Annotated in this window: 25 protein-coding genes; 4 read left to right on the top strand and 21 right to left on the bottom strand. The window is 68.2% G+C overall.

Translation table 11 applies throughout. The features are described 5' to 3' along the window. Window positions 1–30 precede the first annotated feature (30 nt). The 4 genes from J1902_RS05415 to J1902_RS05400 form a co-directional block, all read right to left on the bottom strand. Window positions 31–2,889, bottom strand: a complete 2,859-nt coding sequence (locus J1902_RS05415) for an FtsK/SpoIIIE family DNA translocase (RefSeq protein WP_207615228.1) — start codon at window positions 2,887–2,889, stop codon at window positions 31–33. A 151-nt stretch (window positions 2,890–3,040) separates the two neighbouring features. Then, window positions 3,041–4,732 carry a ribonuclease J gene (locus J1902_RS05410; protein WP_207615227.1) on the bottom strand — a complete coding sequence of 564 codons (1,692 nt, stop codon included), beginning with the start codon at window positions 4,730–4,732 and terminating at the stop codon, window positions 3,041–3,043. A 28-nt stretch (window positions 4,733–4,760) separates the two neighbouring features. Further along, entirely contained in the window at window positions 4,761–5,672 is a 912-nt protein-coding gene (gene dapA / locus J1902_RS05405; RefSeq protein WP_207615226.1) for a 4-hydroxy-tetrahydrodipicolinate synthase, read from the bottom strand. 115 nt (window positions 5,673–5,787) lie between these two features. Further along, complete coding sequence (locus J1902_RS05400) at window positions 5,788–6,777, bottom strand: GDSL-type esterase/lipase family protein (RefSeq protein WP_207615225.1); 990 nt, start codon at window positions 6,775–6,777, stop codon at window positions 5,788–5,790. A 49-nt stretch (window positions 6,778–6,826) separates the two neighbouring features. On the opposite strand from J1902_RS05400, the gene J1902_RS05395 reads away from it, so the two are divergent. Continuing rightward, window positions 6,827–8,059: a heparan-alpha-glucosaminide N-acetyltransferase domain-containing protein gene (locus tag J1902_RS05395; RefSeq protein WP_207615224.1), complete on the top strand. Its 1,233-nt coding sequence runs from the start codon at window positions 6,827–6,829 to the stop codon at window positions 8,057–8,059. On the opposite strand, the gene J1902_RS05390 is transcribed toward J1902_RS05395, so the two are convergent. The 9 genes from J1902_RS05390 to J1902_RS05350 form a co-directional block, all read right to left on the bottom strand. Beyond that, window positions 8,035–8,523 carry a hypothetical protein gene (locus J1902_RS05390; RefSeq protein ID WP_207615223.1) on the bottom strand — a complete coding sequence of 163 codons (489 nt, stop codon included), beginning with the start codon at window positions 8,521–8,523 and terminating at the stop codon, window positions 8,035–8,037. The genes J1902_RS05395 and J1902_RS05390 overlap by 25 nt on opposite strands. Window position 8,524: 1 nt before the next feature. Then, on the bottom strand, window positions 8,525–9,283 hold the full coding sequence (dapB, locus tag J1902_RS05385; protein WP_207615222.1) for a 4-hydroxy-tetrahydrodipicolinate reductase: 759 nt from the start codon (window positions 9,281–9,283) through the stop codon (window positions 8,525–8,527). A 78-nt stretch (window positions 9,284–9,361) separates the two neighbouring features. Then, window positions 9,362–9,817, bottom strand: coding sequence for a molybdenum cofactor biosynthesis protein MoaE (locus J1902_RS05380; protein WP_207615221.1), 456 nt, complete (start codon window positions 9,815–9,817; stop codon window positions 9,362–9,364). Further along, window positions 9,807–10,310, bottom strand: a complete 504-nt coding sequence (locus J1902_RS05375) for a MogA/MoaB family molybdenum cofactor biosynthesis protein (RefSeq protein WP_207615220.1) — start codon at window positions 10,308–10,310, stop codon at window positions 9,807–9,809. The genes J1902_RS05380 and J1902_RS05375 overlap by 11 nt, the downstream gene beginning before the upstream one ends. Then, entirely contained in the window at window positions 10,307–10,834 is a 528-nt protein-coding gene (gene moaC, locus J1902_RS05370) for a cyclic pyranopterin monophosphate synthase MoaC (protein ID WP_207615219.1), read from the bottom strand. Before moaC ends, J1902_RS05375 begins: the two co-directional genes overlap by 4 nt. Beyond that, the gene (locus J1902_RS05365) at window positions 10,822–12,027 is read right to left on the bottom strand and encodes a molybdopterin molybdotransferase MoeA (protein WP_207615218.1); all 1,206 of its coding nucleotides are present in this window, start codon (window positions 12,025–12,027) and stop codon (window positions 10,822–10,824) included. Before J1902_RS05365 ends, moaC begins: the two co-directional genes overlap by 13 nt. Window positions 12,028–12,090: 63 nt before the next feature. Further along, a complete protein-coding gene (locus J1902_RS05360; RefSeq protein ID WP_207615217.1) occupies window positions 12,091–13,650 on the bottom strand; it encodes a molybdopterin-dependent oxidoreductase in 1,560 nt (519 codons plus the stop codon). Further along, window positions 13,647–14,870 carry a sensor histidine kinase gene (locus J1902_RS05355; RefSeq protein WP_207615216.1) on the bottom strand — a complete coding sequence of 408 codons (1,224 nt, stop codon included), beginning with the start codon at window positions 14,868–14,870 and terminating at the stop codon, window positions 13,647–13,649. The genes J1902_RS05360 and J1902_RS05355 overlap by 4 nt, the downstream gene beginning before the upstream one ends. Then, window positions 14,857–15,663, bottom strand: a complete 807-nt coding sequence (locus J1902_RS05350) for a response regulator transcription factor (protein WP_242701637.1) — start codon at window positions 15,661–15,663, stop codon at window positions 14,857–14,859. Before J1902_RS05350 ends, J1902_RS05355 begins: the two co-directional genes overlap by 14 nt. Window positions 15,664–15,773: 110 nt before the next feature. On the opposite strand from J1902_RS05350, the gene moaA reads away from it, so the two are divergent. The 3 genes from moaA to J1902_RS05335 all read left to right on the top strand — a co-directional run bounded on the left by moaA (window position 15,774) and on the right by J1902_RS05335 (window position 17,546). Further along, window positions 15,774–16,898 (top strand): GTP 3',8-cyclase MoaA, encoded by a 1,125-nt coding sequence (moaA, locus tag J1902_RS05345; protein ID WP_207615214.1) that lies wholly within the window; start codon window positions 15,774–15,776, stop codon window positions 16,896–16,898. Between the two features lie 3 nt (window positions 16,899–16,901). Further along, window positions 16,902–17,168: a MoaD/ThiS family protein gene (locus J1902_RS05340; protein ID WP_207615213.1), complete on the top strand. Its 267-nt coding sequence runs from the start codon at window positions 16,902–16,904 to the stop codon at window positions 17,166–17,168. A gap of 84 nt (window positions 17,169–17,252) precedes the next feature. Continuing rightward, window positions 17,253–17,546 carry a hypothetical protein gene (locus tag J1902_RS05335; RefSeq protein WP_207615212.1) on the top strand — a complete coding sequence of 98 codons (294 nt, stop codon included), beginning with the start codon at window positions 17,253–17,255 and terminating at the stop codon, window positions 17,544–17,546. Window positions 17,547–17,579: 33 nt separating this feature from the next. On the opposite strand, the gene J1902_RS05330 is transcribed toward J1902_RS05335, so the two are convergent. The 8 genes from J1902_RS05330 to J1902_RS05295 form a co-directional block, all read right to left on the bottom strand. Beyond that, entirely contained in the window at window positions 17,580–18,041 is a 462-nt protein-coding gene (locus J1902_RS05330; RefSeq protein ID WP_207615211.1) for a DUF1579 family protein, read from the bottom strand. A gap of 75 nt (window positions 18,042–18,116) precedes the next feature. Next, the gene (locus tag J1902_RS05325) at window positions 18,117–19,460 is read right to left on the bottom strand and encodes a M16 family metallopeptidase (RefSeq protein ID WP_207615210.1); all 1,344 of its coding nucleotides are present in this window, start codon (window positions 19,458–19,460) and stop codon (window positions 18,117–18,119) included. A 172-nt stretch (window positions 19,461–19,632) separates the two neighbouring features. Continuing rightward, entirely contained in the window at window positions 19,633–21,873 is a 2,241-nt protein-coding gene (locus J1902_RS05320; RefSeq protein ID WP_207615209.1) for a polyribonucleotide nucleotidyltransferase, read from the bottom strand. 242 nt (window positions 21,874–22,115) lie between these two features. Then, window positions 22,116–22,385 (bottom strand): 30S ribosomal protein S15, encoded by a 270-nt coding sequence (gene rpsO, locus J1902_RS05315; RefSeq protein ID WP_207615208.1) that lies wholly within the window; start codon window positions 22,383–22,385, stop codon window positions 22,116–22,118. Between the two features lie 214 nt (window positions 22,386–22,599). Continuing rightward, on the bottom strand, window positions 22,600–23,454 hold the full coding sequence (gene kynA, locus J1902_RS05310; RefSeq protein ID WP_207615207.1) for a tryptophan 2,3-dioxygenase: 855 nt from the start codon (window positions 23,452–23,454) through the stop codon (window positions 22,600–22,602). A 33-nt stretch (window positions 23,455–23,487) separates the two neighbouring features. Beyond that, a complete protein-coding gene (locus tag J1902_RS05305; RefSeq protein WP_207615206.1) occupies window positions 23,488–24,471 on the bottom strand; it encodes a bifunctional riboflavin kinase/FAD synthetase in 984 nt (327 codons plus the stop codon). A 106-nt stretch (window positions 24,472–24,577) separates the two neighbouring features. Next, entirely contained in the window at window positions 24,578–25,012 is a 435-nt protein-coding gene (locus tag J1902_RS05300) for a hypothetical protein (RefSeq protein ID WP_307794377.1), read from the bottom strand. A 20-nt stretch (window positions 25,013–25,032) separates the two neighbouring features. Then, window positions 25,033–25,386 carry a hypothetical protein gene (locus J1902_RS05295; RefSeq protein WP_207615205.1) on the bottom strand — a complete coding sequence of 118 codons (354 nt, stop codon included), beginning with the start codon at window positions 25,384–25,386 and terminating at the stop codon, window positions 25,033–25,035. Window positions 25,387–25,388 lie beyond the last annotated feature (2 nt).

Below are 25,388 nucleotides of genomic sequence, written 5' to 3'. Positions count from 1 at the left end.
TACCGCCCCTTGGACTGCGGTCCCCCTGTACTACCTCCCGGTGAGCGACCAGGCGTCCTCGCTGCCGTCGTCGTCCTCTTCCGTGCCGTCTGCGCCGTCGTAGTACTCCACGGCCTGCTTCCGGGCCTCGAGGTCGTTGGCGACGAGGTCTTCCGCATAGCCCCCGACGGCGATGTTCGCGTTGGCGTTGTCGCTCAGCGCCGCCGTGTGGGCGTCCGGCGTTGCCGGGGCGTCCTGGCCCTTCATGGCGGCAAGAACGGGGGCGAGGTCGTCCGGCTTCACCAGGACGTCGCGGGCCTTGGAGCCCTCGGAGGGGCCCACCACGCCGCGGGATTCGAGCAGGTCCATGAGCCGGCCTGCCTTCGCGAAGCCGACGCGCAGCTTGCGCTGCAGCATCGAGGTGGAGCCGAACTGCGTGGTGACCACCAGTTCGGTGGCCTGCAGCAGGACCTCGAGGTCGTCCCCGATGTCGTCGTCGATCTGCTTCTTCTGCGCCTCGGGGGCGACGTCCTCGCGGTAGACGGCCTGCAGCTGGCCCTTGACGTGCTCCACCACGCGGTGGATTTCGCTCTCGGTGACCCAGGCACCCTGCACGCGCATGGCCTTGGAGGCGCCCATGGGCAGGAACAGGGCGTCGCCCTGGCCGATGAGCTTCTCGGCGCCGGGCTGGTCCAGGACCACGCGCGAGTCCGTCACGGAGGACGTCGCGAACGCCATCCGGGAGGGCACATTGGCCTTGATGAGGCCGGTGACAACGTCCACGGACGGGCGCTGGGTGGCGAGCACCAGGTGGATGCCGGCGGCACGGGCCAGCTGGGTGATGCGCACAATGGAATCTTCGACGTCGCGCGGGGCCACCATCATGAGGTCCGCGAGCTCGTCCACGATCACCAGCAGGTACGGGTACGGCTTGATGACGCGCTTGGAGTCAACGGGGGGCGTGACCTTGCCTGCCCGGACCGCCTTGTTGAAGTCGTCGATGTGCTTGTAGCCGTAGTTGGCGAGGTCGTCGTAGCGGGCGTCCATTTCGCGGACCACCCACTGAAGGGCTTCGGCGGCTTTCTTGGGGTTGGTAATGATGGGCGTGATGAGGTGCGGGACGCCCTCGTAGGCGGTGAGTTCCACGCGCTTGGGGTCCACCATGACCATGCGGACCTCGTCCGGGGTGGCGCGCATCAGGATGGACGTGATCATCGAGTTCACGAAGCTCGACTTGCCGGCGCCCGTGGCACCGGCCACGAGCAGGTGCGGCATCTTGGCAAGGTTGGCCACCACGTAGCCGCCCTCGACGTCCTTGCCGACGCCCATGACCATAGGGTGGTCGGTCCGCCGGGCGTTCTGGCTACGCAGGACGTCGCCCAGCGAGACCGTTTCGCGGTCCGTGTTGGGGATCTCGATGCCGATGGCCGATTTGCCGGGGATGGGGCTGAGGATGCGGACATCGCTGGAGGCGACCGCGTAGGAGATGTTCTTAGACAGCGCAGTGACGCGCTCCACCTTGGTGCCCGGAGACAGTTCGATCTCGTAGCGCGTGACGGTGGGCCCGCGGCTGAAGCCGGTCACTGCGGCGTCCACATTGAACTGGACCAGGGTGTCCGTCAGGGCCGCCACGATGGCGTCGTTCGCTTCCGTGCGTTCCTTGGGGATGGACCCGGGCGTCAGGAATTCGGACGCAGGCAGCGTGTAGGTGATGTCACCGGCGAGCGAGAGTTGCTCGGTGCGCTGCGGGATCGGGGTGGGCGGCATCGGCGGGGCCGCCGGCCTGGCGGGTACGGGAGCGACGGCGGCCGACGCCTGCCCGGGAATGAGCAGGGGAATGGCTTCGGTGGGGTGCTCCATGGTGCCGTGATCCATGCTGTGGTCCATCGAGCCGGCGCCCAGGCCCTGGGCCGCCTTGATCTTCTCGACGGCAATCTCGGCCGGAGTGGGGCGCCGGACACCGGGCGGCACGCGGGGCGCGGATGCCCGCGGGACCTGCCCCTCGTCATCGACGATGGCATGTTCGAACGGCTCGTCCCCCACATAGCCCTCGAGGCCGGCGTCGTCGTCGTGGTCCCTGCCGAAGAAGCGCATGCGCTTCTTCCTCTTCGGCTTGGCGGCATCGCCTTCGTAGAGGTAGCTGCGGTCGTGTCCGTCGTCCTCGGGCGCGCGTTCCGCGAGGTCCACGCCCATGAGGTGCTCGTAGGCGCTGCGGATCCGGCCGGGGATGGCTGTGAACGGCGTTGCGGTGACGATCAGCAGGGAGACAACGGCCAGGATCCCGTAGGCGATGGCCGGAACGGCCGCATGGATGGCGGCCAGGGGCGAGGCCGCCAGGAAACCGAGCATGCCGCCGGCACGCCGGAGGCCGTCGAAGCCTTCGGCGACCGTAGGCTGTCCGCCGATGATGTGCGCCAGGCCGCTGCCGGCAACTGTCATGATCAGGAAGCCGATGCCCACCCGGTTGTTCCCGCGGCCGTCCTGCGGCTGCCGGAAGAGCCGGAAGGCGCAGACGAAGAGCATGAGCGGAAGCAGCAGCGACATCCAGCCGAAGGTTCCGTTGACGATGCTGTACACGGCGTCCGGGAGCCAGCCGGTGAAGCCCCACCAGGCGAAGGTGGCGATGAAGACACCCAGCACCAGGTTGAACAGGGCGGCGCCGTCGCGGCGGTCCGCCGGGTCCAGGTCGCTGACGTCGTAGCCGATCCGGCGGATCCCGGCACCTATCATGTGGCCGGTTCCCTGCCATGCCCAGCTGAGGGCGCGCACGGGGAAAGGCTGCTGGGGCTCGACGGCGGGCAGCTGCTTGGTGCGGGTCGTGCCCGTTTTGGCTGTGGCTGTGCCCCGGCCTGTGCCGCCGGACTTACTGCTGGAGCTGCCTCTAGGCGCGGAGGAAGTACGGGTCGCCATACCGGCCACGCTACCCCAGGACACCGGCAGTTCCGCGGATTTCCGCCTTCCGCGGGGATCCATGTTGCCCGGCCGGCCGCAGAAACACGGATGGCCCGGTTCCTGGGAACCGGGCCATCCGTGGCATCTGTTGGGGCTGGAGCCCCACGGCCTATGCTTCCAGGACCACCGGGATGATCATGGGGCGGCGGCGCAGTTTGCGGTTCACCCAGGTTCCGATCACGCGCCGGACCACCTGCTGCAGCTGGTGGTTCGTGTGGTCGGAGTGGTTGAGGACGGCGTCTTCGAGGGCGGCGTTGATCTTGGGGATGATCTCGTCGAAGACCGAATCGTCCTCGGCCACGCCGCGGGCGTGGATCTCCGGCCCCGAAACGACCTTGCCGGTGGCGCGGTTGATGACGGTGATGATGGAAATGAAGCCCTCATCGCCGAGCACCCGGCGGTCCTTGAGGTCGGCGTCGGTGATTTCGCCGACACTGGAGCCGTCCACGTAGACGAAGCCCACCTCGACCTGACCTACGACCCGGGCCTGGTGGTCCTTGAGGTCGATGACGGTGCCGTTGTCGCTGAGGATGACCCGCTCCGTGGGGACGCCGGATTCCTCGGCGATTTTGCCGTTGGCGATGAGGTGCCGGGTCTCGCCGTGCACGGGCATGGCGTTGAGCGGCTTGAGGATGTTGTAGCAGTAGAGCAGTTCCCCTGCGGCGGCGTGGCCGGAGACATGCACCTTGGCCGTGCCCTTGTGCACGACGTCGGCGCCGAGCTTGAGCAGTCCGTTGATGATGCGGAACACGGCATTCTCGTTGCCCGGAATCAGGCTCGAGGCCAGGATCACGGTGTCGCCCTTGCCGACGACGACGCGGTGGTCCCCGCTGGCCATGCGGGACAGTGCTGCCATGGGCTCGCCCTGGGAACCCGTGGACATCAGGACAACCTTGTGGTCCGGCAGGTTGTCGATGTTCTTGATGTCCACCAGGATTCCCTGCGGGACATCGAGGTAGCCCAGCTTGGCCGCGATGGCCATGTTGCGCACCATGGAGCGTCCGACGAAAGCGACGTTGCGCTTGTGCGTGGCGGCGGCGTTGAGGACCTGCTGGACACGGTGCACGTGCGAGGAAAAGGACGCCACGATGATGCGCTTCTGTGCCTCACCGAAAAGACGGTCCAGGGTGGGGCCGATTTCCTTCTCGGCCGTGGTGAAACCGGGCACGTCCGCGTTGGTGGAATCGGCCATGAACAGGTCCACACCTTCCTCGCCGAGCTTGGCGAAGTGGCGGAGGTCCGTGATGCGTCCGTCAAGGGGCAGCTGGTCCATCTTGAAGTCGCCGGTGTGCAGGACGCTGCCGCCGGCGGTGCGGATGAAGACCGCCAGGGCGTCCGGGATGGAGTGGTTCACGGCCACGAATTCGCATTCGAAGGGGCCGAACTGTTCCACCTGGTGCTCGGCCACCGTCAGGGTGTAGGGCTTGATCCGGTGTTCCTGGAGCTTGGCCTCGACGAGGGCAAGCGTCAGCTGCGAGCCCACCAGGGGCAGGTCCGGGCGCAGGCGCAGGAGGTACGGCACGGCGCCGATGTGGTCCTCGTGGCCGTGGGTCAGGACAATGGCGACGACGTCGTCCAGCCGGTCCTCGATGTACGAGAAATCAGGCAGGATGAGGTCGACGCCCGGCTGGGTCTCTTCGGGGAAGAGCACGCCGCAGTCCACGACGAGCAGTTTGCCGTCGATCTCGAAGACGGCCATGTTGCGGCCGATCTCTCCCAGTCCACCAAGCGGCACGATCCGAAGGGTGCCCTTGGGCAATTTCGGCGGTGTTGCGAGTCCGGGAAGGGCGGTTTGGGTCATGGTGTGGCTACTTTCCGGCGGAATCGATCTAGACGGTGAAGTCCATTCCGGCTTCTGCCAAATCCTCGCGGATGATTGCGATCTCGACATCGTCCGGCTCCACGAGGGGCAAGCGGACAATCGAGTTGGGCAGGACTCCCTGCCATTTAAGAATCTGTTTGGCGGCTACTGCGCCCTGGACCCGGGTCATGGTTGCACGGACCACGGGTTCCAGTTCGAAATTGATCTTGCGGGCCGTGCCGAGGTTGTTGGCGTTGACGGCATCGACCAGTTCGCGGAACCGCCGCGTGGCCACGTGCGTGGTGACGCCGATCAGTCCGACGGCGCCGATGGCCATCCACTGCAGGGTCAGGCCGTCGTCGCCCGAGTAGAACAGGAGATCGGTTTCGGCCATGACGCGGGTTGCGGCAGCGAAGTCAGCCTTGGCGTCCTTGACCGCAACGATGTTGGGGTGGGCGGCCAGGCTGATCATGGTTTCCGGTGCGATCTGGATGCCGGAACGGCCCGGAATGTCGTAGAGCATCACCGGCAGCTCAGTGGCGGAGGCGATGGCCTCGAAGTGGGCCCGAACGCCCGCCTGGCTCGGCTTGTTGTAGTAGGGCGTGACGATCAGGAGTCCGTCGACGCCGAGCTTGGCCGCCTCCCGGGAGAGCCGGATCGAGTGGGCGGTGTCGTTGGTGCCGGTCCCTGCGATGATGGCGGCCCGGTCCCCCACGGCTTCCTTCACGGCACGGAACATGCCGAGGTTTTCCTCGTCGGTGAGGGTGGAGGTTTCTCCCGTGGTACCCGTCACCACGAGGCCGTCGCAGCCGTCGTCCACGAGCTTGACCGCCAGTTCTGCCGCCTGCCGGTAGTCCACGTCGCCATCCTTGGTGAAGGGCGTGACCATGGCGGTCAGGAGGGTACCGAGCGCAGGAACGCTCGCGCGAGAGTCAGACATAGCAAAAACGTTACCCTGTCACAGGCTTGTTAGGAGAATGACGGCGGCGTGATGGCCGTCAGTTTCCGCCGAATCGGCGCCCGGCCGGGCCCATCGGCCGGGCCTCCGGACAACCTCAGTACCGTGCGTTCGCCACGGCCGCCAGCTGCGGCCCCAGCCTCGTGGCCATGAGCCGGTAGCCTGCGTTGTCCGGATGCAGGGTGTCTGGCATGAGCGTTGCCGACTCAGCCGGACTGAACACGGATTCGCCGTCCAGGCAGTGGATGCGGGTATCGCCGCGTTCGCGCAGCACCCGGACCACGTCCGCCGTCGCCGCCCTGTACTGGCGAAGGGTCCACCCCACGGCATTCGGCGTTTCCTCGCGCGGCAGCGACAGCATCGGCGTGATCACGGCGAGGGGGACCTTGGGATGCGCCTTCCGGATGTTGGCGATGAAGCCCAGGACCTGGCTGGCGTAGCTGCGCTCGGAGAACACGGCGGCGTTGTACGAGTTGATGCCCAGGCACAGCGAGATGAAGTCCGCCGGGAGCTGTTCGATGGTGCTTTCCGCGGCAGGGTCCAGTTGGCATTCCCCGGCGAATCCGAGCGAGTACAGCTGCCAGCCGTATTGGCGGGTCACGATCGAGGGCCAGGCTTCGGAGGGACCATCGGCCTGCTGGCAGTGCGTGATGGAGCTGCCGTACGTGAGCCAGCGTTTGCCGGACTCGGAGACCGCGGCGACGTCCTCGCCCTTGAGGGAGGCTTCGAGGACCTTCAGCCTGCCGAACTGGGGCAGCCAGAGCTGGACAGTGGAGCCCACGGGGAGCACGCCCAGGTCCAGTTCGTGGCTGACACGGCCCGCGGCCGGAACCCGCTGGGCAAGCCTGCCGTTGACAAGCACGTCGAAGGGCGAGCTGTCCTCGGTGCCTTCGGCCTCCACCACGAGCTTGCCGGACGACGCCGTCCAAGTGGCCCGGATACCGGCAGCCATGCGCGCCCGGTCTTCCAGCCCGTCGGTGGCGGGGAAAATGAACAGTGCCGGGTCCAGGCGGCGGAAGTGCTGCCACCCCTCGGCGTCGGTGACGATCTTGAAAGCTCCGGCCCAGCGGGCCTCAACGGAATCCATGGGACAAAGTTACCGCCGTCGGGCGGCCCGGCCGTGAGACGATCAGCCCATGACGTCCCGTGACACGGCGCCGCCGCAGGGAGCGCCCGGGAAGGGCGCGGCCTCTCCGCGGCTGTCCGGAATCGATGCAGCCCGGGGCGCCGCCCTGCTCGGCATGATGGCAACGCACCTGATGCCGACCTTCGAGGCCGACCCACAATTGACGCCCACGTGGGTTGGTCTGGTGTTTTCCGGCCGCTCGGCGGCGCTGTTCGCCGTCCTGGCCGGAATCGGCCTGGCCCTGGCCACCGGCAAGGAGCGCCCGCAGCAGGGGCCGGGGCTGAAGGCGTCCCGGCGCGGCATAGCGCTGAGGGCGCTGCCCATCGCCGTCGTCGGCCTGATGCTCGGCGGGCTTGAGGTCAACATCGCGGTGATCCTGGTCCACTACGCCGTGCTGTTCCTGTGCATACTGCCCTTCCTCGGGCTACCGGCGAGGGCCCTGTGTGCCTGGGCAGGCGGCTGGCTGCTGCTCTCCCCGGTGCTGGCCTACCTCGTCCGGCCCTGGCTGCTGGCCGCCACACCGCCGCTCCAACTGGGCCACAACCCGGGCACGGATGACCTGGAAATCCCGGGCGCGCTGCTGGCCGATCTCTTCTTCACGGGCTACTACCCGGTGTTCCAGTGGATGACGTACCTGCTGATCGGACTGGCCATCGGGCGGCTGGCGCTCCCGACGGCGGCCGTGCAACTGCTGCTGCTGGGCTGCGGCACCGTGGTGGCGGCAGCAGCCAAGCTGCTGGGGACGGCGGCCATGGACAACTGGGGCGGCAAGACTGCCCTGCAGTCGCTTCCCGGCCAGGACTCGCGCCTCGACAGCCTCCTCCAGGTGAATCTGACGGGCGTGGAACAGGCGGATTCTTGGTGGTGGCTCGCCACGGCCGCGCCGCACTCCGGAACCACGCTGGACCTGCTGCACACCGCGGGAACGGCAGCCGCCGTCGTCGGTCTGTGCCTGCTGCTCGGCAGGATCGGCGGGCGGCGGAAGGTCAACGTCCTGCTCCCGCTCAGCGGGCCGGGGGCCATGACGCTAACGCTGTACTCGGCCCACGTGTGGGTGGTCTCCGGTTTCCACGAGCAGGGCCTGCCGGCGGGGTGGACCGACGAGGGCATGTACTGGACGCAGGCCATCGCCGTAGTGGGCATCGGCGTGCTGTTTGCGCTGCTGCGCCGGCGCGGTCCGCTCGAATGGCTGGGGCACCAGGCCTTCCGACTGGGGCGTTACCGCCCGGCAGTGGTGGGCTGAGTGCGGAACAGCTTGGCGGCGTCGCGCATGGACGCACGGGCCCGCTTGCGGTCACCGGAGGCGTCGTAGGCGCAGCTGAGGCGGAACCAGGACCGCCAGTCCTCCGGCGCGGCCTCGGCCTCGGCCCGGTACTTGTCGAATTCGGCGTCGGCGGCGGCCCGGACGATGCGTCCCGCGGGTGTCCGGGGAAGCGTGTCCTCCGGCAGGCCGCCTTCGGCCTCAAGCACCTTGGCCATCTGCTCGGTGCGTGCGCCGAAAAGCAGTTCGCGGATGAGCGCCCAGGCCCCCACGAGGGGCAGCACCAGGTAGGCCGCGCCGATGCCCTTGGCCACCAGGTTGGCGTCGCCCAGCAGCAGAATGGAGCGCTGGAAGGACACCACCAGGTACAGCACCAGCAGCAGCGTGACGGCGCCGACCCAGATCTTGGTGCGGTTCTTCTTGAACGTGGTCCACAAAGTGCCCATCTCAGAGCCCCAGATCCAGGTAGCCGTCAAGGCCGACCGTGAGGCCGGGGTGTTCCGCAACCTTGCGCAGGCCCAGCAGGACGCCGGGCATGAAGGAGGCGCGGTCGTAGGAATCGTGGCGGAACGTCAGCTGCTCGCCGGGACCGCCGAGGAGGACCTCCTGATGGGCGACCAGCCCGCGCAGGCGGACGCTGTGGATGCGGACGCCGTCAACGTCGCAGCCGCGGGCGCCGTCGAGGGCGGTTTCGGTGGCATCGGGGCTGGCCGGGACGCCGGCTTCGTGGCGCGCCGCGGCGATGAGCTGTGCGGTGCGGACGGCGGTGCCCGACGGCGCGTCCACCTTGTTGGGGTGGTGCAGCTCGATGATTTCCACCGATTCGAAGTACTGGGACGCCTTGGCAGCGAAGGCCGAGGCCAGGACCGAGCCGAGGGCGAAGTTGGGGGCGATCAGCACGCCCGTGCCCGGGTTTTCGGCGAGGAGGGCGCGCAGTGCGGCCAGGCGCCCGGCGTCCCAGCCGGTGGTGCCGACGACGGCGTGCATGCCGTGTTCGACGGCGAATCGGATGTTGGCCTCGGTGCTGTCCGGGACGGTCAGGTCCACAACGTACCTGGCACCGGCGTCGACGAGGGCGTCCAGGGAATCGCCGCGGCCCAGGGCTGCCACGAGCTTCATGTCGGCGGCGGCTTCAACGGCCTTGACGGCTTCTATTCCCATGCGCCCGTGGGCGCCCAGTACGGCGACAGCAAGTTGTTCGGTCATGCCGTTAACCCTACCGCCGGGCAGGGTCCCGGCTTGAACTGCGTGGCGGACGTTACAGGCCCACGCGCCGCCGGCGAGCTACTCCCCCGCCCCGACCCATTCCACGGTGCCGTCGCTGAAGAACTGTTCCTTCCAGATGGGCACCTGCTCCTTGATCCGGTCCACGAGTTCCGAGCACACGGCGAAGGCCTGGCCGCGGTGGGCGGCGGCCACGGCGCACACGAGCGCGGGGTCGCCGATCTCCAGCATGCCGATGCGGTGGGCGGCCCAGATACGCACAGGCTGCTCGGCTTCCCCGGAATGCTCGGCCACGAGCTGCGCCACGACCTCGGCCATGATGCGGTGTGCCGTGGGGTGGGCGCTGTAGCTCAGGCGGTCCACGGCCTTGCCGTCGTCGTGGTTGCGGACCACGCCGCTGAAGCTCACCACGGCACCGGCGGTGTCCGATTCCACGGCCGCGATCGCCTGGTCCACGGAGATGGGTTCCGGGCTGAGGACGGCGCTGACTACTTCGAAGTCCGTTTCAGTGCTCATGGCTTCCTTCCAGTTGCTCGCACAGGTGCCCGATCACCGGGTCCAGGACTGCCAGGCCGTCCATGACGCCTTTCGGGGAACCCGGCAGGTTGATGATGAAAGTTTTTCCGGCGGCGCCCGCGTGGCCGCGGCTCAGCATGGCCAGGGGTGTCTTGGCGGCGCCTGCCCGGCGGATGCCCTCCATGATGCCCGGGATTTCCCGGTCCAGCAGGGGCAGCGTCATTTCCGGCGTGAGGTCGTCCGGGCTCAGACCCGTGCCTCCGCTGGTGATGATGACGGACGGTTCCTGGCTCAGCAGGGCGCGCAGGGCGGCGCCCACCGGTGCGCCATCCGGCACCACCATGGCCGGGAAGGTATCGTAGCCGTGCTCGGCCAGCCAGTCCAGGATGACGGGTCCGCTCCGGTCCTCGTAGATTCCCGCGGCGGCCCGGTTGGAGGCGATCACGACGCCGGCCTTCCGCGGGCCGTGGTTGTGGGGTTCGCAGGCGCTCATACCTTGCCTCCGTCGCCGAGGCTCCAGTCGCCGCTCTTGCCGCCGCTCTTGGCGAGGACGTGGATGTCCGTCAGGACGGCGTGCTTGTCCACGGCCTTGATCATGTCGTAGACGCTCAGGGCGGCCACGGAGGCTGCGGTCAGCGCTTCCATCTCGACGCCGGTGACGCCCCGGGTCTTGACGGTGGCCAGCACCTCCACGGAATCCGCACCGAGCTCGAAGTCCACGGTGACTTTGGAGATGGGCAGCGGGTGGCAGAGGGGGATCAGCTCGGGTGTCTTCTTGGCCGCCATGATGCCGGCAACGCGGGCCACGGCCAGGGCGTCGCCCTTGGGCAGTTCGCCTGCTCCCAGCAGGGCCAGGACCTCGGCGGTGCTGCGGACGGTGGCGGTGGCCGTGGCTTCCCGGGTGGTCACGGCTTTTTCGGAGACATCCACCATCTGGGCGGTGCCGTCCTGGCGCAGGTGGGTTAATCCGCCGGTGGAGCCCCGGCTGTCGTTTTCGGTGTCGTTCACAGCATCCATACTTCCACTTCGGCACCGGCCGGGAGTTCCGTGACGTCGGCGGGCACCTGGACCAGCACATCGGATAGCGCCAGGGCGTGCATCAGGTGCGATCCTGCGCCGCCCACGAGCCGGACAGTGCCGCCGGCCTGCAGAGCGCCGCGCCGGACCTGGTGCTTGCCGGCCGGGGACGCCAGGGGCTCTGCCAGCCGGGCGAGCGGGGCCGGGCGAAGGGCCGGCGCACCGAGGACGGCGGCGAGCGCCGGGCGCAGGAACATCTCGAAGGACACCAGGCAGCTGACGGGGTTCCCGGGGAATCCGAGGAACGGCACGCCGTCGAAGGTTCCGATTCCCTGCGGCCCGCCCGGCTGCATCGCCACGGACAGGAACTCCACGGGCTGGCCATCCATGGCCTGGCGGACCACCTCGTAGGCGCCCTTGCTCACGCCGCCGGTGGTGACGATGAGGTCCACCGAGTCCGCGTGGCCGCGCAGCAGCCGGAGCAGCGCGGCGGGGGCGTCGTCGGAGATCCCTGTCCGCAGGACCGCCAGGCCTGCCTGCGTCATTGCGGTTTCCAGCAGGATGCCGTTCGAGTCATAGATCTTTCCGGGCCTGAGCTCCTGGCCGGGCTCCACGACTTCGTCGCCGGTGGTCACCAGGAGCACGCGGAGGGGCCTGCGGACCTCGGCCGCGGTCAGGCCCAGTGCGGCCAGGAGCCCCAGCTGTGCCGGGCCGAGGACGGTTCCGGCGGCCAGGGCCAGGGCGCCGCGGGCGATGTCGCTGCCGGCGTCGCGGACAAAAGACCCAGGCTCGGTAGCAGGAAGCGTGACGCGGGTTTCGGCCCCTGGGGCGGGGAAGGTGTCCGGCTGGGCCTTTTCGATGGGCACGACGGCGTCGGCACCGTCCGGGATCATGGCGCCCGTCATGATGGGGGCGGCGTCGCCGGGCTGCAGGGGCTCCGGAGCGGCACCGGCCGGAACGGGGGCCGCAACACGCAGCTCCGCACCGCCGTCGGGAATGTCCGCGGAACGGACGGCATAGCCGTCCATCTGGGAGTTCGGGAAGGGCGGCAGGTCCAGCGGGGCGTGGACGTCGACGGCGAGCGCCCTGCCCAGTGCCTCGGGCAGCGGGACGCGTTCGCTGCCGCGGGCGCCAGGCAGGCCGGACAGGAGCTCCACCACGGCCTCGCGGTGGGCAAGCACGGATCGGGGCACGGCGTTCCTCCAGTGGTGTCGCTCAGTGGTGTCGTTTCGGGGTTGCGTACCCAGCGTAGGGCCTCAGGCGACCCTCACCGTGATGGTGTGGAATCCTGTGGCGCCGTCCGGGGCCACGGGAGCCCGGGTTTCGGTCTGGGGAGTCCCCGTGGCGTCGGTGGCACGGACCTGGATCTCGTACTCCCCCGGGGTGAGGTCGATGCCCAGTTGCCACTGGTACCAGGTGTCCCGGGAGATCCCCGGCGCGAGCACGGCCCGCTGCCAGGGGCCGCGGTTCACCCGGAGCTCGACGCGTTCGATGCCGCGGTGCTGGGCCCAGGCGACGCCGCCGAACTGTACGGTCCCTGCCTTTGCGGTGCGCCCGGCCCGTGGGACATCGATCCTGGACTGGGTCTTGATGGGCCCGTGGTCGCTCCAGCCCCGGGGTGTCCAGTAGGCGATGTCGTCGGCGAAGCGGGTGACCTTCAGCTCCACCAGCCACTTGGTGGCGGACACGAAACCATAGAGCCCGGGCACCACCATCCGCACGGGAAAGCCGTGTTCGAGCGGCAGCGGTTCGCCGTTCATGCCGACGGCCAGCAGGGCGTCCCGACCGTCCGTCAGCGCCTCGAGCGGGGTGCTGGCGGTCCAGCCGTCGCTGCTGCGAGACAGGACCATGTCCGCCCCCGCCTTGGGACCGGCCATGGCGAGGAGTTCCCGGACGGGCCAGCCGAGCCAGAGCGCGTTGCCGATCAGGCCCCCGCCCACCTCGTTGGAGACGCACGCGATGGTGACGTGGCGGGCCGTCATGGGCTTGGCCAGGAGCGTGGCGAAGTCGATCTCAATCTCTCGGTCCACCATGCCGGTGACCTTGAGCTTCCACTCCGGCGGGTTGATGGCCGGGATGGTCAGGGCAGTGTCGATGCGGTAGAAATCGGGGTTGGGCGTGATCAGGGGCAGGAGCCCGTCCACATCCAGCGCGGCACCGGCGGGAACGGGCTGGGGCGCCGTTGATGGGGCGGGCAGGGCCAGCCCGCGGCGGAAGTCCGCTGCGGCGGCCGTGGCGCGGCGCAGCACGGCGGTCACTCCGCCCGCGACGGCGGCAGCGAGCCCGGTCACGGCGATGGCCTGCAGGAAGCCGCGCCGGGCCGGTGACGTCAGTTCCGGTGCCGGTTCCGGCGTCGTGGAAGTGGAAGGCGCAGTGGAAGGCGCCCAGGCGGCGAGGTGCCGGCACAGCACCCGCAGCAGGACCATGGTCAACGCGGCGGCGGCGACGGGTGCGACGGCGGCGTTGGGGGTGGACTGGGCCCGGGTCACCACGGCGGCGAAGCCGGCCACGCCGGCCAGGGCAGCCAGCAGCAGGCCCGTTCCTTTCCGCCGGTATTCCAGCACCCCGGCGACGGCCGCGAGGAGGCCAGCCACCAGGGCGATGCAGATGATCAGCACCGCCTTGTCGGCCGTGCCGAAGAGCAGGATGGCCAGGTCCTTCACGGGCGGCGGGGTGGCGTCGATGACGGCTCCGCCGAGCGCCGTCACGGGAGAGAGGAGCGGACTCCAGATGGCGGCTATGAGTTCCCCGGTCACGACTCCCGCCGCGCCCGCCGCAACCCCGCCGGCGGCCGCCCACCACCGGGCCTTCTTCATGCTGCGCCTCCCTGGAGTGCGTCATGTCCTGTGCCCGGGCCCGCCGGAAGCCGCAGCGTGAAGCAGCATCCGCCGTCGGCGTTCTGTACGGTGACGCTGCCGCCGTGGGCCTGGACGATCCCGGCCACCATGCTGAGCCCGATGCCTGCACCGCTGTACTGGACCCCACTGCCTGCTTTCGGGCCGGGGCGCCCGGCCCTGCCGCCGCGGGAAGGGTCTTTCTGCCAGCCGGTTTCGAAGAGGTGCGGCAAGTCCTCGTCCGCGATGCCGCCGCAGCTGTCCTGGACGGCGACGACGGCGTCCCCGCCGTCGCGTCCGACGCCCACGTGGACGTCGCTGCCGTCCGGGCTGTAGATGATGGCGTTGAGCAGGACGTTGCGGACGGCCCGGCCCAGGCTGGGACCGTCGGCGACGGCCATGCACTCCCGGTCCCCGCCACCGTCGAGCCTGATGCCGCGCTGGGCGGCCACGGGGGCAAGGTCGGAGATGGCGTCGCTGACGAGGTCGTAGAGGTCCAGGGCCTCGGAGCTCAGCCGCAGGGTCCCGGCCTGGATCTTGGAGAGCTCCAGGAGGTCGTTGACCATGAGGGCCATCTGATCTGTCTGGGCGATGATCTTGCGGTAGTAGGCGGGGACATCCGCCGCCATGCCGTCCTCGAGGGCTTCGGCCATGGCCCGCATGCTGGCCAGTGGGGTCCTCAGGTCATGGGAAATCCAGGAGACGAGCTCGCGGCGGGCCTTCTCGACGGCGGCCTCGCGGCGGCGGGACTCCCCAAGGCTGCGGCTGCTCGCCTCGAGTTCCTGGGCGAGCTTGGCAAGCTCGGAGGTCATGGCGGGGGCGTCCCTGCCCGGGGCCCCGGGGCCGGTAGCCTCCCCGCCGAGGGTCTCGCCGCGGCCCAGCCGGCGGGCCGCCGCGACCAGCCTGGCGGCATTCCGGGACACCCCGGCGCCGAGCATGAGGGACAGTGCCACGGCCACCGCGGAGGCCACCGCGAGGATGTACCACATGACCTCGAGGTCCCGGGCGGAGATGAACATGGCGTTGAACGCGCTCACCATCCCGGCCACGAGGACCGCCACCGTGGCCACCACCACCAGGCAGATCTGGACCAGGATCGAGGCACGGCGCAGGGCCCGCAGCAGCAGCAGGGTGAGCACGCCGATGGCCACGGCCCACAGCAGCACCCAGGCGAGGATGGTGACCAGCTCACTGCCTTGCATGACCACCGTCCTTCGCGTCGAAACGGTAGCCCACGCCCCACACCGTCTTGAGCAGTTCCGGCGTGGTGGGGTTGTCCTCGATCTTCTCGCGCAGCCGGCGCACGTGCACAGTCACCGTGGACAGGTCGCCGAAGTCCCAGCCCCAGACGGCTTTGATCAGTTCCTCGCGGCTGAACACCTGGTTGGGCCGGCGCAGCAGGAAGGCCAACAGATCGAATTCGCGGACCGTGAGGGCCAGCGGCGCCCCGTGGTGGGTGACGGTCCTCGAAGCTGGATCCAGCTCGAAGCCGGCGATCTCCACGGGCGGTTCGGGAGTGAATTCGCGGATGCTGCGCCGCAGCACGGACTTGACCCGGAGGACCAGTTCGCGGGGCGAGAACGGCTTGGTGACGTAGTCGTCGGCGCCGGTTTCCAGGCCCAGGATCCGGTCGTCCTCGGTGCCCAGGGCGGTCACCATGATGACGGGGACACTCATGGTCTGACGGAGCCGGCGGCAGACTTCCACGCCGTCGAGCCCCGGCAGCATGCGGTCCAGGATCACCAGGTCCGGCCGCCGGGAGGCGGCCAGGCTGAGGGCGGTGAAGCCGTCCCCCGCCACGTCAACCTGGAAGCCGGCCTGCAGGAGGTAGTCGCGCACCACGTCCGCGATGGTCAGTTCGTCCTCGACCAGCAGGATGCGGCGGTTTCCGGGTTCGGCCGCGGCGGGCGCAGGCTGGATGTTCACGCTTTCAGCATAGGTTCGCCGGCGGCCCGTGGCAGCGGGTAGGGGGCTCCCGGGGGCAACCGTAGGCATTCCGTAAGAACTGCCTGGCGGCGGGACTGCCCTGCTGGATGTGGCGAAGCATCCCGAAATGACCAGTGGCCGATATCACTCTTGGGCACGGGGTGGCGTAGCCTGAATTCATGAGTGTTCAGCTGGGCATGCCGGTGCCCGCCGCGGGCGACGCCTCGGCTGCCGGCGCGCCGCCGCCCCGCCCTGCAGGCACCCCCGCCGGGCTCTGGGACCGCTACGGCCGCCGCGCCACCGACATGCGCCTGTCCCTGACGGACAAGTGCAACCTCCGCTGCACGTACTGCATGCCCGCGGAGGGGCTCGAGTGGCTCAGCAAGCAGGCCGTCATGACGGCCGAAGAAATCGTCCGGATCGTCCGCATTGGCGTCGACGCCCTCGGCGTGCGGGAACTCCGCCTGACCGGCGGCGAGCCGCTGGTTCGGGCCGACCTCATCGAGATCATCTCAGCCATCCGCGGCGAGCACCCGGAGCTGCCGATCTCCATGACCACCAACGGCGTCGGCCTGGACAAAAAGGCGGCCGCCCTCAAGGCGGCCGGGCTGACCCGGATCAACGTCTCGCTCGATTCCCTCCACGAGGAAACGTTTGCCAAGCTCACGCGCCGGCCGTTCCTGGACAGGGTGCTGGCCGGCGTCGACGCCGCCTGGGCGGCAGGGCTGGGACCGGTCAAGCTCAACGCCGTGCTGATGCGCGGCATCAACGACGCCGAGTCCCCCGATCTGCTGGCCTGGGCCCTGGGCCGCGGCTACGAACTGCGCTTCATCGAACAGATGCCGCTCGACGCCGACCATGGCTGGACACGCCGGAACATGATCACGGCAGCGGAAATCCGGGAACTGCTCTCACGTGACTTCGTGCTGAGTCCCGATCCCCGCGAACGCGACGGCGCCCCGGCCGAACGCTTCGAAGTCCGACGCCGGGACACCTTGTCGCAGGACGCCGCGGGACCGGTGCTGGGCACCGTGGGCATCATCGCCTCCGTCACCGAGCCGTTCTGCGCCGACTGCCGCCGCACCCGCATCACCGCCGAGGGCAAGATCATGAGCTGCCTGTTCTCCCGCGAGGAATTCGACCTCCTGGGCCTCCTGCGCCAGGGCGCCAGCGATGCCGAACTCGCAGAACGCTGGCAGGATGCCATGTGGGTCAAGCCCAAGGCACACGGCATGGACCACACAGGTCTCGGCGCCGCGGACTTCGTCCAGCCGGACCGCAGCATGAGCGCCATCGGAGGCTAATACTTGCTCGTACGTTACTTCGCTGCCGCACGCGCAGCCGCAGGTGTTGAGGAAGAGCACCACGCCCTGCCCGAAGGCAGCAGCCTGGAAGCGCTGCTCGAGGCCGCGCTCGCCGTCGAACGCCCCCTGCCACCGGAAGGCACTCCCCCACTGGCCCGGATCATCGCCCGCAGCAGCTTCCTGCGCAACGAAATAGCCGTCCGGGACCGCACCGCAGGGCTCGGCGCGGACGATGTGGTGGATGTCCTCCCGCCGTTCGCCGGCGGCTGACGGGGTTCCCTGCCCGAAGGGTATGGTTCGGGGCGGCGGATGGTCCTACGCTTTGCCTGTACGTCATCGAGCAAAGGAATAGTCATGTACACCCTCCAGATCGAGCATGCAGTGAACGACTACTCCGCGTGGAAGCAGGCGTTCGACGCCGATCCCGTGGACCGTGCCGGTTCGGGCGTCGTCTCGTACCGCATCAGCAGGCCCGTGGGCGACTCGCAGCGCGTCCTGATCGAGCTTGATTTCGCGGAGCGGGAGCAGGCGGAGTCGCTGCTGGGCAAGTTGCAGGAGAACGTGTGGAGCGGACCCGGAAGGCCGGCCGCGCTGGACGGAACACCGGACACCCGGATTGTTGAAGCCGTGGAGGCGAAAACCCTCTGATTGGCGCCCTGGGGCATCCGCGTATGGCTCCTGTCAGGCCCGGCGGAACACGGAGCTCAGCAGCGGGCTGAAGTCCCTGGCCCCCTCCAGCCGCAGCTCGGCCGTGTGGATCAGGACGCCGTCCTCCACGCGGAAGGCATGCCGGGCCACCCCGTAAGCAGTGCGCCGCTCCACGGTCAGCACCCCGTTATGCCATGAGCCCCGTGACGGAGCCGCCGGAGGGCGGCCCATGCTGTCCACGTAGTACCAGAGAGTCTCCCCGTGCCCGGGGTCCAGGGTGAACATGCCATGGCCCTCAAAGTGCGAACCATCCGGCTCCGTGTGCCGGTAGCTCTGCACCACGGCGTAACCGCCGGCGGCGCGCGTGAAGGTGGCCTCGGCGTCGGCGGTCCTGGCCGCGCCCCACGGCGACGCCGCAAGTTCGGTGATGCCCCGCCAGTGGCCGATGAAAGCCTTCAACGCATCCCCGGCGCGGCCCGTCAAGGGGAAGTCCATGGCGCCTCCAATGTCCGCTGGGCACCATCATCGTGCCCACGGCAGGGCAAGTCCAGAGCCTGCGGTGCCAGGCCGTCAGAACCCGAACGTCTCGGTTTCCTCGAAGGGCCCGACGACGGTCACGGTGCGCGGCGCCGCGGCCAGCACGCGTGCCATCTCCTGGACCTCCTCCGCCGTGACGGCCTTGATACTGCCGAGGGTCTCGTCGATGTCCTGGAATTCGCCGGACACCAGTTCCGCGCGGCCCAGGCGGGACATCCGCGAGCCCGTGTCTTCCAGTGCCAGCACGATTCCGCCGCACAGCTGGCCCACGGCCTTGCGCAGCTCCTCCTCCGTGATGCCGTCCGCGGCGAGCTTGTCCAACTCCGCGCCGAGCAGCTCCAGGACCTGCTTGACCTTCGACGGCGTGCAGCCGGCGTACATGCCGAAGTAGCCGGCGTCGGCGTAGGCGGACGCGAAGGAGTACGTGGAGTAGACCAGGCCGCGCTTTTCGCGGATTTCCTGGAAGAGCCTGGAGGACATGCCGCCGCCCAGGACGGCGTTGAGGACGCTCATGACGAAGCGCTGGCTGTCCGTTGCCACGATGCTGGGGCAGCCCATGATGATGTTGGCCTGTTCCACGGGGCGCTTGACCACATGGAGTCCGGCCGTGCCGGTGATTTCCGCGCGCTGGGTAGAACGGCGCTCCACCGGGGCTGCGTCCTCGGCAAGGTCCCAGCCGGCGGACCGCAGGGCGTCGAGCACCAAGCCGCACACGATGTCGTGGTCCAGGCCGCCTGCCGCCGTAATGACAAGCTCTTCGGGGCGGTAGTAGCGCCGGTAGTGCTCCCAGACGGAATCCCGGGGCACGGCCTTGATGGCGGCCGGGGTGCCGCCGATGGGCCGGGCCAGGGGGTGGCTGCCGAGCACCGCGGCGACAAAGTTTTCGTGGGCGACGTCCGTGGGGTCGTCGCTGTCCATGGCGATTTCCTCGAGGATGACGTCACGTTCCTGTTCCAGCTCAGCGGGGTCCAGCACGGCGCCGGTGATCATGTCGGCAATGACGTCGATGGCCATGGGGAGGTCGGAGTCCAGGACGCGGGCGAAGTAGCAGGTGCTCTCCTTGGCCGTGGCCGCGTTGGATTCGCCGCCCACCTCGTCAAAGGCGGAGGCGATCTCCAGGGCGGTGCGCCGCCTGGTGCCCTTGAACAGCAGGTGCTCCAGGAAGTGCGTGGAGCCGTGCTGGCCCTCGGCTTCGTCGCGGGATCCGACGGCCACCCAGAATCCGATGGTGGCAGAACGCTGCCCCGGCATGGCTTCGGTGAGCACCCGTACGCCGCCCGGAAGGACCGAGCGCCGGACTACGGAGCCGCCCTCGGCACCATGGATCAATTCGCCACCGGGAACAGTCTGCTCCAGCGGCAGGGGTACGACAGTCATCAAGGCCTTTCGGTTCTGCGGAAGCCCGCTCGGCGGGCCAAATCTGCCTGCAATCGTACCAGTGGCGCGATTGCGTGGCGGGTGGTTTGGTGCTTGGTGTTAAAGCCCGGCGGGGCCGGTGGAGCTTCTTCTCAAAGCCCACCGGCCCCGCCGGGTACTGCCTGGGTTCAGGCTACTCTGCAGATTCCTCTGCATCATCCTCGGACTCGGCGCCCTCTTCCTCGGCCACAACCGGGGAAAGGGAGAGCTTGCCGCGGTCGTCGATCTTGGTGATCTCGACCTGGATCTTCTGGCCGACCGAGACGACGTCATCGACGTTGTCCACGCGCTTGCCGTTGGCCAGCTTGCGCAGCTCGGAGATGTGCAGCAGGCCGTCCTTGCCCGGGGTGAGGGAAATGAAGGCGCCGAAGGTGGTGGTCTTGACGACCGTGCCCAGGTAGCGCTCGCCGATTTCCGGAACCTGCGGGTTGGCGATGGCGTTGATGGCGGAGCGTGCTGCGTCGGCAGACGGACCGTTGGTGGCGCCGATGTAGACCGTGCCGTCATCTTCGATGGAGATGTCCGCGCCCGTGTCTTCCTGGATCTGGTTGATCATCTTGCCCTTGGGGCCGATGACCTCGCCGATCTTGTCAACGGGGATCTTGACCGCGATGACGCGCGGTGCGAACTCGGAGAGCTCGTCCGGGGTGTCGATCGCGGCGTTGATGACCTCGAGGATGTGCAGGCGTGCTTCGCGGGCCTGCTTCAGTGCTGCTGCCAGCACGGAAGCCGGGATGCCGTCGAGCTTGGTGTCCAGCTGGATGGCCGTGACGAACTCGGAGGTACCGGCAACCTTGAAGTCCATGTCGCCGAAGGCGTCTTCGGCGCCGAGGATGTCGGTCAGTGCTGCGTAGCGGGTCTGGCCGTCAACCTGGTCGGAGACCAGGCCCATGGCGATGCCTGCAACGGCGGCCTTCAGCGGCACACCGGCGTTGAGCAGCGACAGCGTGGAGGCGCAGACGGAACCCATCGACGTCGAACCGTTGGAGCTGAGGGCCTCAGACACCTGGCGGATGGCGTACGGGAATTCCTCGCGGGACGGCAGCACCGGCATGATGGCGCGCTCAGCGAGGGCACCATGGCCGATTTCGCGACGCTTCGGGGAACCGACGCGGCCGGTCTCGCCGGTGGAGTACGGCGGGAAGTTGTAGTTGTGCATGTAGCGCTTGCGCGTTACCGGCGACAGCGAGTCGATCTGCTGCTCCATCTTGAGCATGTTCAGCGTGGTGACACCCATGATCTGGGTTTCGCCGCGCTCGAAGATCGCCGAACCGTGGACGCGGGGCAGAACCTCGACCTCGGCGGTGAGCTGGCGGATGTCCGTCAGGCCACGGCCGTCGATGCGGATCTGGTCCTTGAGGATGCGCTGGCGCACAACGTGCTTGGTGACCGAGCGGAATGCTGCGGACAGCTCCTTCTCGCGGCCTTCGAACTGTCCGGCGAGGGTGCCAAGGACTTCGTCCTTGAGCTCGTCGGAAGCGTTGTCGCGCTCCTGCTTGTCGGCGATCTGGAAGACGGCTGCCAGCTTGTCGGCGGCAGCGGCCTCAACGGCTGCGTAGACATCGTCCTGGTAGTCCAGGAACACCGGGAACTCAACGGTCGGCTTGGCGGCGCGGGCAGCAAGGTCAGCCTGTGCTTCACACAGGGCCTTGATGAACGGCTTGGCAGCCTCGAGGCCCTCGGAGACAACCTCTTCGGTGGGGGCGGTGGCGCCCTGTTCCTTGATGAGTGCCCAGGAGTTGTCCGTGGCTTCGGCTTCAACCATCATGATGGCGACGTCGTCACCGGCGATGCGGCCGGCCACAACCATGTTGAACACGGCGTTCTCGAGCTGGGAGTGCTTCGGGAAAGCAACCCACTGCGAACCCTGCTCGTCGGCGATGAGGGCAACGCGGACGCCGCCGATCGGGCCGGAGAACGGGAGGCCGGAAAGCTGGGTGGACATCGAGGACGCGTTGATGGCGACGACGTCGTAGAGCTCGTCCGGGTTGATCGCCAGAACGGTGACCACGATCTGGACCTCGTTGCGCAGGCCCTTCACGAAGGCCGGGCGCAGCGGGCGGTCCATGAGGCGGCAAGCCAGGATGGCCTCGGTGGACGGGCGGCCTTCACGGCGGAAGAACGAGCCCGGGATGCGGCCGGCAGCGTACATGCGCTCTTCAACGTCAACCGTCAGCGGGAAGAAGTCGAAGCCTTCGCGCGGCTGCTTGCCCGCGGTGGTTGCCGAGAGGAGTGCGGTGTCTTCGTCGATGTAGACCATCGATGCACCGGCTGCCTGCTTGGCAAGACGGCCGGTTTCGAAGCGGATGACACGCTTGCCGAAACGGCCGTTGTCGATGATCGCTTCGGAGAACTGGATTTCGGGACCCTCCATTGAGAGTCACCTCCGTTTCTGTGTGACGGAAGTCCGCCGCATCAACCCAGGCCACGTCTTTTGTTGGCCTGTACGACACCCGGTCATCGATCGAGACCCTCGGGCCGTGCCTTCGTCACCGAAGGCTGCTCCCGGGGATCACTACCGAGGACCGCGAATGCGCGATGCGGTTGATTCCTGATGTAGTTGTTTTTCCAAGAAGGCGGCCCGGTCCGCGTGGAACGAGCCGCCCCTAAAGCTGACTAGCGGCGCAGGCCGAGGCGCTCGATGAGCGAACGGTAGCGGGCGATGTCAGTGTTCTTCAGGTAGCCAAGCATGCGCTTGCGACGACCAACCATGGCCAGCAGACCGCGCTGGGTGTGGAAGTCGTGCTTGTGCTCCTTCATGTGCTCAGTCAGATCCTTGATCCGCTGGGTCAGGACAGCAACCTGGACCTCGGGCGAACCGGTGTCGCCTTCAGACGTTGCGTATTCCTTGATGATGGACTGCTTTACAGCGGCGTCAAGTGCCACGTGAACTCCTAGAGTTGTGCCGTGCTTCCCGATTCAGCGCCTCGCTGCCGGGTTGTCTTCGCTGCGGCAACCGCACACAAAAACAGGTCCAGCCGCCACGGACTGCAGCCGGATCCACAGACCAGTTTACCGGCAGGCCGGCAAAGTTGTCGAAAGCGGTGCTGTGAGCCTGCTCTTCAGCGTCCGGAAGGTGCCCCGGGACGCTGCCGGGCGCTCATGTGCCGATCTCGGTCCGCACCGCGAAGAGTTCCGGGAAGAAGGTCAGTTCAAGGGCTTTCTTGAGGAAAGCCGCCCCGGTGGAGCCGCCGGTTCCGCGCTTCATGCCGATGGTCCGCTGGACGGTGCGCAGGTGCCGGAAGCGCCAGAGCTGGAAGTTGTCCTCCAGGTCGACAAGTTCCTCGCAGGCCTCGTAGGCTCCCCAGTTTTCCTTGGCGTGTTCGTAGATGTGCTTGAACACCGGAACCAGTGCTGGCTCGAACTGGTGGGCCTGGGTGACGTCGCGCTCCAACAGCGCGGCCGGGACCGCGAACCCCCGGCGGTGCAGGTACGCCAGGAACTCGTCGTAGAGGCTCGGGGCGTGCAAGATCTCCTCGAGCATGGCCCTGGCCTCGGGATCGGAGTCGAACACGGGCAGCATCTTGCTGTTCTTGTTGCCGAGGATGAACTCCACGGCGCGGTACTGGCTGGACTGGAAGCCGGAGGAGCTGCCGAGGAAGCCGCGGAACTGCGCGTACTCTGTGGGCGTCAGCGTGGCCAGGACCGACCACTGCTCGGTGAGCGTCTTCTGGATGTGCTTGACGCGGGCGATGGCTTTGAGCGCGGCGCCAAGGTCATCCGAGCGGAGCCAGCCGGCCGCGCTGCGCAGCTCGTGCAGGACCAGCTTGAGCCAGAGCTCGGTGGTCTGGTGCTGGATGATGAACAGCAGCTCATCATGGTGGACGGGCTGGCTGACGGGCTGCTGGGCGCTGAGCAGCACGGGCAGCTGCAGGTAGGAGGCATAGCTCATGCGCGAACTGAAGTCCTGGACGATGCCTTCGTCCAGCTGCCGGGTGTTCTTCTCGATCGCCACAGTCCCGCCTTCCCGCCGGAGTCTTGCGTTGGGCTACCCCTGGAGCAGGAGCTTGCGGGCCTGGACCACATCCAGGCCGATCTGCTCGGCCAACGCTTCAGGCCCACGGTACGCCACCATGCCGCGCAACCGTGCGGTGAACTCGACCACGATCAGCTGGCCGTAGAGGTCGAAGGCCTCGACGGCCTCCTCCGGACGGTCGATGACGTGTGCCTCGACCTGGCGGCTGACGCCGTCGAACGTGGGGTTGGAACCCACGGAAATGGCGGCCGGCCAGCGCGTGCCGGCCTCATCGACCAACCAGCCGGCGTAGATGCCGTCGGCGGGAACGTAGCCGGTGGCGTCGTGGGAAAGGTTTGCCGTGGGGAAGCCGAGGAGGCGGCCACGGGCGGCGCCATGGACGACTTCGCCGCGCATGCTGTGCGGACGCCCCAGCACGGCGGCGGCGGTCACCACATCGCCTTCGGACAATGCCTCGCGCACCCACGTGGAGGAACAGCGCCGGTCGATTCCACCGTCGTCGTGGACCGGGAAGCCTTCCGCGCCGAACTCATGGACCACCTGGACGGTAAAGCCCAGTTTGCCGCCGAGTTCCTGCATGGTGCCGACATCGCCGGCGTTGCCGGCGCCGAAACGCAGATCGTGGCCCACCACAACGTGGGCGCTGTGCAGGCTGCCCACCAGGATGTCGCCGACGAACTCTTCCGGCGTCATTGCCGCGAGGTCGAGCGTGTACTTCATGACGAGCACGGCGTCGAGCCCGGTGGCCGCCAGGGCGTCCAGCTTGTCCTGCAGGCCCATGATGAGTTCAGGGGCGGACTCCGGGCGGTGCAGCTGCGCGGGGTGGGGGTCGAAGGTGACGGCGACGGAGCGCGCGTTGCTTTGCCGCGCGGTGGCCGCGAGCTGGGAGAGGACCTGCTGGTGGCCGCGATGGACGCCGTCGAAGTTGCCGATGGTGACGACTGTGGGGCCGAAGTCCTCCGGGACCTCGGTGGGATCGTTCCAGATGTGGACCATCAACCTCGCCTTTAACTGCAGACATTCCGTGCCGTCCGGCGGCCTGCTCGGCTCCGGAACTCTCTAAGGTTACCCGCAATGGCCGGGCGCACAGGACAGCCCGGTACTACGGGGCAGCGGCCTTCGCCGGGCGCCTGCGGTTGAGCCAGAGGAGCCCGAGCACGGGCAGGACCAGCGGCACGAAGCCGTAGCCGCGGCCGAACAGGGACCACACTGTGTCGTGCGGGAAGGCCACGGGGTCAAACAGACTGACGGCCCCGACCACCAGCACTCCCACCAGTTCCACCAGCACGGCCGCCAGCGACACCCTGAACCAAGTGCGGCCCGGCTTGGCCAAAGACACGGTGGCCACCACGTAGACCAGCGCGGCAAAGGCCGAGAGGATGTGCGCCAGCGGGGCCTCGGAAAACTTGGTGGCGATCTGGTAGCCGGCACGGGCCGTAGCCGAGAGTGCGAACACGGCGTACACCGCTATCAGCAGGCGGCCGGGGCCGGTATTGCGGGTGTCGCGCTTCGCGCCTTGTGCTTCAATAGCCGTCACTTCGGGTGCTTCTTCCAAGGTCAGTACCAGATCTGGTTCATGCGGGCCGCCATGACGAGGGCCGTGACGCCCACGGCGCCCAGGACAAAATTGCTCCAGCGCGTCCGCTCCAGGATGGACCAGTACACGGCTGCGGGCGGAATCATCAGGGCGGTGGCCAGGTAGCCCCAGAATTCCCAGGCCTCGCCTGCCATGTGCTCCCCCAGCGCCACGCGCACGATCGAGCCGATCAGGTAGACCAGCAGGACGGCTTCGACGGCGAGCACGGAGAAGATGGTGATGTCGTTCGGGGCCTTCTTCATGATTCCCGCAACGACGCAGATGATCGTGGAAATCAGGCCCACGGCAAGCACCGCGTAGAAGTATCCGTCCACGG

It is taken from the genome of Arthrobacter cavernae (assembly GCF_017368795.1).
GTDB lineage: Bacteria > Actinomycetota > Actinomycetes > Actinomycetales > Micrococcaceae > Arthrobacter > Arthrobacter cavernae.
This window is presented reverse-complemented; position numbering and strand designations above follow the sequence as displayed.

Bases quoted from the DNA above. Each gene is read 5' to 3' on its own strand.
- dapB (WP_207615222.1), bottom strand. From the start codon at position 9,283: ATGACCGAACAACTTGCTGTCGCCGTACTGGGCGCCCACGGGCGCATG.
- J1902_RS05360 (WP_207615217.1), bottom strand. From the start codon at position 13,650: ATGAAGAAGGCCCGGTGGTGGGCGGCCGCCGGCGGGGTTGCGGCGGGC.
- J1902_RS05305 (WP_207615206.1), bottom strand. From the start codon at position 24,471: ATGGTCCACATCTGGAACGATCCCACCGAGGTCCCGGAGGACTTCGGC.
- J1902_RS05335 (WP_207615212.1), top strand. From the start codon at position 17,253: ATGTACACCCTCCAGATCGAGCATGCAGTGAACGACTACTCCGCGTGG.
- J1902_RS05410 (WP_207615227.1), bottom strand. From the start codon at position 4,732: ATGACCCAAACCGCCCTTCCCGGACTCGCAACACCGCCGAAATTGCCC.
- J1902_RS05350 (WP_242701637.1), bottom strand. From the start codon at position 15,663: ATGCCTACGGTTGCCCCCGGGAGCCCCCTACCCGCTGCCACGGGCCGC.
- moaC (WP_207615219.1), bottom strand. From the start codon at position 10,834: ATGGATGCTGTGAACGACACCGAAAACGACAGCCGGGGCTCCACCGGC.
- J1902_RS05375 (WP_207615220.1), bottom strand. From the start codon at position 10,310: ATGAGCGCCTGCGAACCCCACAACCACGGCCCGCGGAAGGCCGGCGTC.
- J1902_RS05325 (WP_207615210.1), bottom strand. From the start codon at position 19,460: ATGACTGTCGTACCCCTGCCGCTGGAGCAGACTGTTCCCGGTGGCGAA.
- dapA (WP_207615226.1), bottom strand. From the start codon at position 5,672: ATGTCTGACTCTCGCGCGAGCGTTCCTGCGCTCGGTACCCTCCTGACC.
- J1902_RS05355 (WP_207615216.1), bottom strand. From the start codon at position 14,870: ATGCAAGGCAGTGAGCTGGTCACCATCCTCGCCTGGGTGCTGCTGTGG.
- J1902_RS05320 (WP_207615209.1), bottom strand. From the start codon at position 21,873: ATGGAGGGTCCCGAAATCCAGTTCTCCGAAGCGATCATCGACAACGGC.
- J1902_RS05390 (WP_207615223.1), bottom strand. From the start codon at position 8,523: ATGGGCACTTTGTGGACCACGTTCAAGAAGAACCGCACCAAGATCTGG.
- J1902_RS05415 (WP_207615228.1), bottom strand. From the start codon at position 2,889: ATGGCGACCCGTACTTCCTCCGCGCCTAGAGGCAGCTCCAGCAGTAAG.
- J1902_RS05330 (WP_207615211.1), bottom strand. From the start codon at position 18,041: ATGGACTTCCCCTTGACGGGCCGCGCCGGGGATGCGTTGAAGGCTTTC.
- moaA (WP_207615214.1), top strand. From the start codon at position 15,774: ATGAGTGTTCAGCTGGGCATGCCGGTGCCCGCCGCGGGCGACGCCTCG.
- J1902_RS05380 (WP_207615221.1), bottom strand. From the start codon at position 9,817: ATGAGCACTGAAACGGACTTCGAAGTAGTCAGCGCCGTCCTCAGCCCG.
- J1902_RS05395 (WP_207615224.1), top strand. From the start codon at position 6,827: ATGACGTCCCGTGACACGGCGCCGCCGCAGGGAGCGCCCGGGAAGGGC.
- J1902_RS05400 (WP_207615225.1), bottom strand. From the start codon at position 6,777: ATGGATTCCGTTGAGGCCCGCTGGGCCGGAGCTTTCAAGATCGTCACC.